3 protein-coding genes and 1 pseudogene are annotated in these 4,623 nt (G+C 47.0%); all 4 read left to right on the forward strand.

What is annotated here, in order from left to right; all coding sequences use genetic code 11:
- Positions 1-249, forward strand: a pseudogene (locus MHN01_RS17220) (substrate-binding domain-containing protein); the annotation flags it as partial.
- Positions 250-358: 109 nt separating this feature from the next.
- A complete protein-coding gene (locus MHN01_RS17225) occupies positions 359-2,293 on the forward strand; it encodes an alkaline phosphatase D family protein (RefSeq protein WP_239412469.1) in 1,935 nt (644 codons plus the stop codon).
- Between the two features lie 328 nt (positions 2,294-2,621).
- Complete coding sequence (locus MHN01_RS17230; RefSeq protein ID WP_239412470.1) at positions 2,622-3,686, forward strand: FHA domain-containing protein; 1,065 nt, start codon at positions 2,622-2,624, stop codon at positions 3,684-3,686.
- An 11-nt stretch (positions 3,687-3,697) separates the two neighbouring features.
- On the forward strand, positions 3,698-4,623 hold a 926-nt coding region (locus tag MHN01_RS17235; RefSeq protein WP_239412471.1), incomplete at its 3' end, for a protein kinase.

Consider the following 4,623-nt stretch of genomic DNA (forward strand, 5'->3'; position numbering starts at 1 on the left):
CACTGGTATGTTGATAGCTATTATTATATTTCGGCGCTGGTTACCCGTGGAGTGGGCTGGGCCCTGGTTCCTGAGCATGTGGCGAAAGAAGAGTGGTATGTCGGCGAGCTGGTCGAATTATCAACCGAACATATTGCTGATTCGCTGCTGGTTGAAATGGGAGTCGTTAAACGTCGTGATATGGGGAGCGGCAGAATTATGGCCTGGATGTATGATGAGCTGAGCTCCATGTTCAAGGAAAATACCTAGGCGCTAGCAAGGATCTATGCATAACTTTACGTTTTGCTAGCAATTTTCGATGCAAAATCGGGGTATGATTAGGGCATCAGAGCCATCAAGTGGGTATTTAGTGCAAACCATGTGTTCCCAAACTGCATCTTCCTCCGCCAACCTGCCTTTGTTGCTGGCAGGCCCGATCTTACGCAAATGTACGGCGAATGAACTCACGCTGTGGCTTGTCACATCAGAGCCCTTAACGGCGACTTTCTCCCTTTTTCATCCCGAAGATGTTGAGCCCTTCTTTTCTGAGCAGATAACAACAGCGGAGCAGATCCAGGTGGGCCAGGCTGCCTGGGTGACAATGGCTAATCTGACAGGCCATTTTCCTGTCAATGCAGTGTTGGAATACCAGCTGGTTACTCAGCGAGGTGAGATTACCGAGCTGGTTCCCTCTTTGCTGTACCCCGGCGAAAAGCGATTGTCGTTCACTATTAAGCAGCAAGCTGATTACGTGCTGCACGGCTCGTGCCGAAACCCGCACTATCCGAGCAAGGACAGTCTGGTTGCCGCGGATGAAAAGCTGGCTTTGCAAGCGGTTCAGGAGCGTCCGGCGCTGCTGATGATGAGCGGTGATCAGATTTATGCCGATCACGTTGCCGGGCCTACGTTAGATGCCATTCAGCAGGTTATCGGCTTGTTGGGACTTCCGGATGAAACCTTCGCCCAGGGGCCGGTAGCCAACACCCAGTCACTCTATCAGCATGGTTATAACTTCTATGGCCGTGACAAGATCTTGCCGCACTATATTGAAACTGGAAATTGGCTGTCTGATAACGGACTGCGTAAGTGGCTGCCAAAAAGCGGGAGGCCAGTATTTAGCTCCAGGGAATGCGAAAATCACCTGATGAGCTTCAGTGAGTTCTTTGCCATGTATCTGTTGGTATGGTCGCCGCAGTTGTGGCAGCTTATCGATAGTGAGCGGCTGAAAAAGTGCGGCTTCCAGTCAGGTCAGCGTACCCTTGAGCCAAAATGGCAGCAGCTATGGTATGAGGAAAAGCAACATATCGATGATTTTGTCGCAGGATTACCGCAAGTTCAGCGCTTAATGGCGCATATCCCGACCTATATGATCTTTGATGATCACGATGTTACTGATGATTGGAACCTAACGGTTGGTTGGGAAAAAGCAGCCTATGGAAACTTATTGTCCCGGCGTATTATCGGCAACGGCCTGATCAGCTATTGGTTGTGCCAGGGGTGGGGCAATGCACCCGAGCATTTTGATCAGGAGTTTCTCAATCTGGCCAAGAGTTATTTTTCTGAGCCAGTTTGTGAGCGTCAGGATCAGCTGATAAATCACCTCTATCGGTTTGAGCAATGGCATTATACCATTGAAACAACCCCTAAAATGCTGGTGCTGGATACCCGCACACGACGCTGGCGTTCAGAGTCGAAAATGAACAAACCGTCGGGGCTGATGGACTGGGAAGCATTGACCGAGCTGCAGCAGTCGTTGCTAAATGAACCTGCTGTGATCATCGTCTCTGCTGCACCGATGTTCGGAGTGAAGTTTATCGAAATGCTTCAGCGCGGCATGACCTGGCTTGGTCAGCCATTGCTGATCGATGCCGAAAACTGGATGGCTCATCCGGGCTCGGCGAATACCTTGCTCAGTATCTTTACCCATACCAAGACCCCGACAAACTTCGTGATCCTCTCCGGTGATGTCCATTATTCGTTTGCCTATGATGTGAAGCTGCGTTTTCGCCGCAGCAGCCCGAATATCTACCAGATCACATCAAGCGGGATTAAGAATGAATTCCCAAATACCTTGCTGCGGTTTTGTGATGTGATGGATAGGGCGCTGTATAGTCCGCATTCTCCCTTGAACTGGCTAACCAAGCGCAAGCGGTTAAAGATCAAAAAACGCGATCCTGATACAACCGGGAACCACCGCTTGGTCAACCGCAGCGCAATCGGTGAGTTGCATCTCGATACTAACGGTAAGCCAAGCCGGGTTGAGATCCTGACCGCAGACGGTGACACGGTGGCTTTTCCTGCCATCAAAGATTAAGTCTTCTCTATTGTTACCAGGGCCTATTGCTTTTTTTGTTGTTCAGGCCCTGGGTTTCTCTTTTCATCTCTATGCTCGGATTTATTGCGAATCTGAGCGTCTTTTATCTCTAACTTATTGACGATATATCTTAAATCGCGCTGTGCTGTAGTGATGTGATTTGTCGTTATGCTGATAAGTGGCATGTTAATCGATGGTAACAATTGTTATTGAAAACCCTTAGTGCATGTGGTATCAATGCGTTTGATTTCATAATCTGTGTTTACTTTGAAGGAAGCTATCAACATCGTAAATTATTGTTCAGCTTGTCAAATTGGATGCGTACCTTATGTCGATTGTTGCCAAAATTCAGCCTTGTAATCAGCTTATATCTGACATTCATAATGATATGTCTTGTTTGTTGTCTCCATTCGATCCGCAACGAGTCGTTTATTGGGGTGGGGTGCTCAAATCATCAACGGGCAAACATGTTTATTTACGGCAATATCATACATTAGGCCGTTCGGAAGACTGCCATACCATACTTACCCGCAGTGATATATCTCGCATTCATGCCATTATTTTTTGGCAGGATGACCGTTGGTCTATTCAGGATAAAAGTACCAACGGGGTTTGGGTGAACGATAAGAAGTTAGTGAAAGACAAACCATCAGTGTTGCAGGAAGGCGATACGATCGTTTTATCCTCCAAGGTTGGTGAGGTTTTTACCATGGTGAATGTAAATGAACCATGTGATTTGATGGTCAGTATCGACTCTAACCAGTCACCGATTTATTTACAAAAACCAACCACGAAGGTGTCGGAAAAGCTGGCTTTCTCTTATCAGAGCAGTAACTGGAACCTGATTCAGTCTTATTCAACACAGAGTGAAAATCGTAAGATTAGTGACGGTGAAGTAATCCAGATCCTGGGCAATCGGTATTATCTTCAATCCAACCGTTCGGAAATGAAAACCTGTCAGAACCGCCCTGTTGTCCGCACGATTGAAGACCTATCCTTTCGGCTTGAAGTGTCTGATGATGAAGAGGATATCCAGTTATTCATTAGCGATTCTGAGCAAAGCTCTGTGATCAACGGCCATCGTCTACAAAATCAATTGTACTTGTTGTTGTGCCTGGCTCGAAAATCTATTGCTGATCATGCGCATGGTTATGCCGAGTCTCACTGCGGCTGGTTGGGGCTAAACGAACTCTCGCACGCTCTTGGTATCGAACCGGAGAACACGCGTATAAGGTTGCATAGATTGCGTACACGATTACGTGATGCTGCCAGTTTTAGCGGTATTGATGCGTGTCAAATCTTGCAATTACAAAATGGTGATGTCCGGTTGAATACAACTAAGGTCATCGTGATAAAAGGTGGTAGAGCAGAAAACGATTTTGCTTGTCATTAAGTTATCCAGTCATGACTGCTGCTATGCTGCCATTTACCGAGATTGAGCAACAATTTGCTGCCAGCGACTACCAGCTAAGCCATAAAATTGGTGAGGGTGGATTTGGTTCTGTCTATAAAGCGGTGTACCAGAAAACCGATCAGCATGTGGCGATAAAGTGTCTGCACCTAGACCCTCAAGAAAGTTTGAAACAGAGACAACGTCAGATTGCCCGGTTTGAACGTGAAAGCCGCTTTGTCAGCAGACTCTCGCACCCGAATATAGTTCGGTTACTGGACAAAGGCACAATAGGGGAAAACAGTGTTTACAGTGTGTTTGAATACGTCGATGGTATATCGCTAAGCGAATACCTTAACGTCTATGGCGCGCTGGATATTGAGGCTGCCTATTCAGTCATGTTACAGGTACTGGATGCTTTAGTTCATGCCCATGAGTACGGCATTATTCACCGTGATATTAAGCCCTCAAATATCATGCTGTCATACTCGGGGGCCAAGCCTCATGTTAAGTTGCTTGATTTTGGTATAAGTACACAGTCATTCAATCAGCGATCGGTTGATTATCAAACGTTAACCTTAAACCAGGAGTCTCTGGGTACGCCGACTTACTGTGCTCCCGAACAGTTGCGTGGGGAGCAAGCGACATTTAGCTCTGACCTGTATATGTGGGGGTTAGTTTTCCTTGAGTGCTTGTCAGGGGCGCCAGCAGTCTCAGGTACTAGTATTGCTGAAATTTATCATCAACATTTGAGTGATACTCCGATTTCAATCCCCACAGGTCTTTTGGCGCATCCTCTGGGAGGTTTGTTGCGTCGTGTGTTACTAAAACGCGTTAATGAACGAACGCATAGTGCAAAAGAGGTGTTTGAGCAACTCGATACTATGGTAATCAGTAATCTGGTGGGGAACTTTCAGCCAGAGCAAAGGAAGCCGCTAGC

The sequence above is a fragment of the Photobacterium sp. OFAV2-7 genome (assembly GCF_022347985.1).
In the GTDB taxonomy this organism is placed as follows: Bacteria; Pseudomonadota; Gammaproteobacteria; order Enterobacterales; family Vibrionaceae; genus Photobacterium.

Coding starts and splice junctions, on each gene's coding strand:
- MHN01_RS17225 (WP_239412469.1), top strand. CDS start 359: ATGTGTTCCCAAACTGCATCTTCCTCCGCCAACCTGCCTTTGTTGCTG.
- MHN01_RS17230 (WP_239412470.1), top strand. CDS start 2,622: ATGTCGATTGTTGCCAAAATTCAGCCTTGTAATCAGCTTATATCTGAC.